The 5123-nt window shown below is 56.5% G+C and carries 2 tRNA genes and 3 rRNA genes; all 5 read left to right on the top strand.

From position 1 onward, the window contains the following. Positions 1-1356: ribosomal RNA gene (locus WAT24_RS16465) — 16S ribosomal RNA — on the top strand; the annotation flags it as partial. Positions 1357-1468: 112 nt separating this feature from the next. Further along, positions 1469-1545 (top strand) — tRNA-Ile (locus WAT24_RS16470). 71 nt (positions 1546-1616) lie between these two features. Beyond that, positions 1617-1692 (top strand) — tRNA-Ala (locus WAT24_RS16475). 205 nt (positions 1693-1897) lie between these two features. Next, positions 1898-4777: ribosomal RNA gene (locus WAT24_RS16480) — 23S ribosomal RNA — on the top strand. Between the two features lie 186 nt (positions 4778-4963). Beyond that, positions 4964-5077 (top strand): 5S ribosomal RNA (gene rrf / locus WAT24_RS16485). The last annotated feature ends 46 nt before the right edge of the window (positions 5078-5123 follow it).

The raw sequence follows: 5123 nt of genomic DNA on the forward strand, positions 1-5123 counted from the left end.
GGGAGAAAGCGGGGGACCTTCGGGCCTCGCGCGGTTGGATGGACCGATGTCCGATTAGCTAGTTGGCGGGGTAATGGCCCACCAAGGCGACGATCGGTAGCTGGTCTGAGAGGATGATCAGCCACACTGGGACTGAGACACGGCCCAGACTCCTACGGGAGGCAGCAGTGGGGAATATTGGACAATGGGCGCAAGCCTGATCCAGCAATGCCGCGTGTGTGAAGAAGGCCTTCGGGTTGTAAAGCACTTTTATCAGGAGCGAAACACTGTCGGCTAATACCCGGCGGGACTGACGGTACCTGAGGAATAAGCACCGGCTAACTTCGTGCCAGCAGCCGCGGTAATACGAAGGGTGCAAGCGTTAATCGGAATTACTGGGCGTAAAGCGTGCGTAGGCGGTTTCTTAAGTCTGCTGTGAAATCCCCGGGCTCAACCTGGGAATGGCAGTGGATACTGGGAGGCTAGAGTGTGATAGAGGATGGTGGAATTCCCGGTGTAGCGGTGAAATGCGTAGAGATCGGGAGGAACATCAGTGGCGAAGGCGGCCATCTGGATCAACACTGACGCTGAGGCACGAAAGCGTGGGGAGCAAACAGGATTAGATACCCTGGTAGTCCACGCCCTAAACGATGCGAACTGGATGTTGGTCTCAACTCGGAGATCAGTGTCGAAGCTAACGCGTTAAGTTCGCCGCCTGGGGAGTACGGTCGCAAGACTGAAACTCAAAGGAATTGACGGGGGCCCGCACAAGCGGTGGAGTATGTGGTTTAATTCGATGCAACGCGAAGAACCTTACCTGGCCTTGACATGTCCGGAATCCTGCAGAGATGCGGGAGTGCCTTCGGGAACCGGAACACAGGTGCTGCATGGCTGTCGTCAGCTCGTGTCGTGAGATGTTGGGTTAAGTCCCGCAACGAGCGCAACCCTTGTCCTTAGTTGCCAGCACGTAAAGGTGGGAACTCTAAGGAGACTGCCGGTGACAAACCGGAGGAAGGTGGGGATGACGTCAAGTCATCATGGCCCTTACGGCCAGGGCTACACACGTACTACAATGGTCGGTACAGAGGGTTGCAATACCGCGAGGTGGAGCCAATCCCAGAAAGCCGATCCCAGTCCGGATTGGAGTCTGCAACTCGACTCCATGAAGTCGGAATCGCTAGTAATCGCAGATCAGCTATGCTGCGGTGAATACGTTCCCGGGCCTTGTACACACCGCCCGTCACACCATGGGAGTGAGTTGCTCCAGAAGCCGTTAGCCTAACCGCAAGGGGGGCGACGACCACGGAGTGGTTCATGACTGGGGTGAAGTCGTAACAAGGTAGCCGTATCGGAAGGTGCGGCTGGATCACCTCCTTTCGAGAAAGGCAGCACCGCTGCCGCAAGACGTCCACACAAGGCACCTGCACATCCACACGCTCCGGCCGCAAGGCCCACGAGGCGTGTATGGTCGTTAGACCGGAAAGCTTATGGGTCTGTAGCTCAGGTGGTTAGAGCGCACCCCTGATAAGGGTGAGGCCGGTGGTTCGAGTCCTCCCAGACCCACCACCACCAAGGTTTGACGCGAGTCCCTTCGCAAGAGCCCGCACATCCTAGGTGCGGACTGTTGAGAAAACCCTGGGGCCATAGCTCAGCTGGGAGAGCACCTGCTTTGCAAGCAGGGGGTCGTCGGTTCGATCCCGACTGGCTCCACCAGCTTCAGACGGCCGACCGCCGACGGATGTGTAGCGACGCGCACACAAAGATTGATTGAAGCCACCCGGCGCTGAGGCCGGCGTGGTGTTCTTTGAAAACGTAAACGAGTGACAAGCGTTTTGGTTCGAAACCGAACCGAGATGTGTCGTTGAGGCAACGGCGATGCGTTGTTTGGCATGAGCCCCGAGGCGACTTGGGGTTATATGGTCAAGCGACCAAGCGTATACGGTGGATGCCTTGGCAGTCAGAGGCGATGAAGGACGTGGCAGCCTGCGAAAAGTGTCGGGGAGCTGGCAACAAGCTTTGATCCGGCAATGTCCGAATGGGGAAACCCACCGCTCAGGCGGTATCCCGTACTGAATCCATAGGTGCGGGAGGCGAACCCGGGGAACTGAAATATCTAAGTACCCGGAGGAAAAGAAATCAACCGAGATTCCGTCAGTAGCGACGAGCGAACGCGGAGCAGCCCAAAAGCGCACAGTGTTTTAGCTGAAGGACCTGGAAAGGTCCGCCATAGACGGTGATAGCCCGGTAAGCGAAAGGGCACCGTGCGTGAAATTGAGTAGGGCGGGGCACGAGAAACCCTGTCTGAACATGGGGGGACCATCCTCCAAGGCTAAATACTCCTGACTGACCGATAGCGAACAAGTACCGTGAGGGAAAGGCGAAAAGAACCCCGGAGAGGGGAGTGAAATAGACCCTGAAACCGTATACGTACAAGCAGTGGAAGCCCGCAAGGGTGACTGCGTACCTTTTGTATAATGGGTCAGCGACTTACTGTCAGTGGCGAGCTTAACCGTCTAGGGGAGGCGAAGGGAAACCGAGTCTGAATAGGGCGCATAGTCTCTGGCAGTAGACCCGAAACCGAGTGATCTAGCCTTGGCCAGGTTGAAGGTGCGGTAACACGCACTGGAGGACCGAACCCACATCTGTTGCAATAGATGGGGATGAGCTGAGGCTAGGAGTGAAAGGCTAAACAAACTCGGAGATAGCTGGTTCTCCTCGAAAGCTATTTAGGTAGCGCCTCGGACGAATCTTCCTGGGGGTAGAGCACTGTTATGGCTAGCGGGTCATCGCGACTTAGCAAACCATGGCAAACTCCGAATACCAGGACAGACTATCCGGGAGACACACGGCGGGTGCTAACGTCCGTCGTGAAAAGGGAAACAACCCAGACCCGCAGCTAAGGTCCCCAAGTTAGTGCTAAGTGGAAAACGATGTGGAAAGGCATAGACAGCCAGGAGGTTGGCTTAGAAGCAGCCACCCTTTAAAGAAAGCGTAATAGCTCACTGGTCGAGTCGGTCTGCGCGGAAGATTTAACGGGGCTAAGCACTACACCGAAGCTCGGGGTGCACACTTACGTGTGCGCGGTAGAGGAGCGTTCCGTACGCCTGTGAAGGTGGATCGAGAGGTCTGCTGGAGGTATCGGAAGTGCGAATGCTGACATGAGTAACGATAATGCGGGTGAAAAGCCCGCACGCCGAAAGCCCAAGGTTTCCTCGCGCAACGTTCATCGGCGCAGGGTGAGTCGGCCCCTAAGGCGAGGCAGAAATGCGTAGTCGATGGGAAGCTGGTTAATATTCCAGCACTTTTCTTAAGTGCGATGTGGGGACGGAGAAAGTTAGGTCTACCGGGCGTTGGTTGTCCCGGGGAAAGGCGGTAGGCGGTGATCTTAGGCAAATCCGGGATCACATACGCCGAGCACCGAGACGAGCCCTATTGGGCGAAGTGACTGAGACTACGCTTCCAGGAAAAGCCACTAAGCTTCAGCTTAAGAAAAACCGTACCGTAATCCGACACTGGTAGGCAGGGTGAGAATCCCAAGGCGCTTGAGAGAACTCGGGTGAAGGAACTAGGCAAAATGGCACCGTAACTTCGGGAGAAGGTGCGCCCATCGGGGTGGTCACGTGCGTGACTGAGCTCTGATGGGTCGCAGTAACCTGGCCGCTGCGACTGTTTATCAAAAACACAGCACTCTGCAAACACGAAAGTGGACGTATAGGGTGTGACGCCTGCCCGGTGCTGGAAGGTTAATTGATGGGGTCAGCCGCAAGGCGAAGCTCTTGATCGAAGCCCCAGTAAACGGCGGCCGTAACTATAACGGTCCTAAGGTAGCGAAATTCCTTGTCGGGTAAGTTCCGACCTGCACGAATGGCGTAACGACAGCGGCGCTGTCTCCACCCGAGACTCAGTGAAATTGAAATCGCTGTGAAGATGCAGCGTTCCCGCGGCAAGACGGAAAGACCCCGTGAACCTTTACTATAGCTTTACACTGAACGTTGAGTTCTTCTGTGTAGGATAGGTGGGAGGCTTTGAAGCCAGGACGCCAGTTCTGGTGGAGCCATCCTTGAAATACCACCCTGAAGTGCTTGACGTTCTAACCTAGGCCCGTAATCCGGGTCGGGGACCGTGTATGGTGGGTAGTTTGACTGGGGCGGTCTCCTCCCAAAGCGTAACGGAGGAGCACGAAGGTACGCTCAGCGCGGTCGGACATCGCGCACTGTGTGCAAAGGCATAAGCGTGCTTGACTGCAAGATCGACGGATCAAGCAGGTACGAAAGTAGGTCTTAGTGATCCGGTGGTTCTGTATGGAAGGGCCATCGCTCAACGGATAAAAGGTACTCCGGGGATAACAGGCTGATACCGCCCAAGAGTTCATATCGACGGCGGTGTTTGGCACCTCGATGTCGGCTCATCACATCCTGGGGCTGTAGCCGGTCCCAAGGGTATGGCTGTTCGCCATTTAAAGTGGTACGCGAGCTGGGTTCAGAACGTCGTGAGACAGTTCGGTCCCTATCTGTCGTGGGCGTTGGAGATTTGAGGGGGGCTGCTCCTAGTACGAGAGGACCGGAGTGGACGTTCCGCTGGTGTTCGGGTTGTCTCGCCAGAGGCATTGCCCGGTAGCTATGAACGGAAGTGATAACCGCTGAAAGCATCTAAGCGGGAAGCACGCCCCAAGATGAGATCTCCCGAGAGCTTGACTCTCCTCAAGGCACCATCAAGACCAGGTGGTTGATAGGCGCGATGTGGAAGTGCAGCAATGCATTGAGCTTACGCGTACTAATGCGCCGTGCGGCTTGACCATATAACCCCAAGACGCTTCTGCTGTAGCAGGTCCCTCTGCGACGATCCCGGCCCTCCTTGGCCGGACTCCTCGAAAGAGCTCGACCTCGCTTCGACGGCCCGTCACGGTCCGGGCAACCAAAACACCCTTGTCACTCGTTTACCCCTCTGCGGGTCCGGCGCTCCAACGCGCTGACCCCACCCCTTCCCTGGCGGCCATAGCGCTGTGGTCCCACCCGATCCCATCCCGAACTCGGAAGTGAAACGCAGCCGCGCCGATGGTAGTGTGCACCTCGCATGCAAGAGTAGGTCACCGCCAGGGGCTTCATACCCAAACCCTCTCCCCCTCGGGAGAGGGTTTTTCTTTG

The sequence above is a fragment of the Fulvimonas yonginensis genome (assembly GCF_037137055.1).
In the GTDB taxonomy this organism is placed as follows: Bacteria; Pseudomonadota; Gammaproteobacteria; order Xanthomonadales; family Rhodanobacteraceae; genus Frateuria_A; species Frateuria_A yonginensis.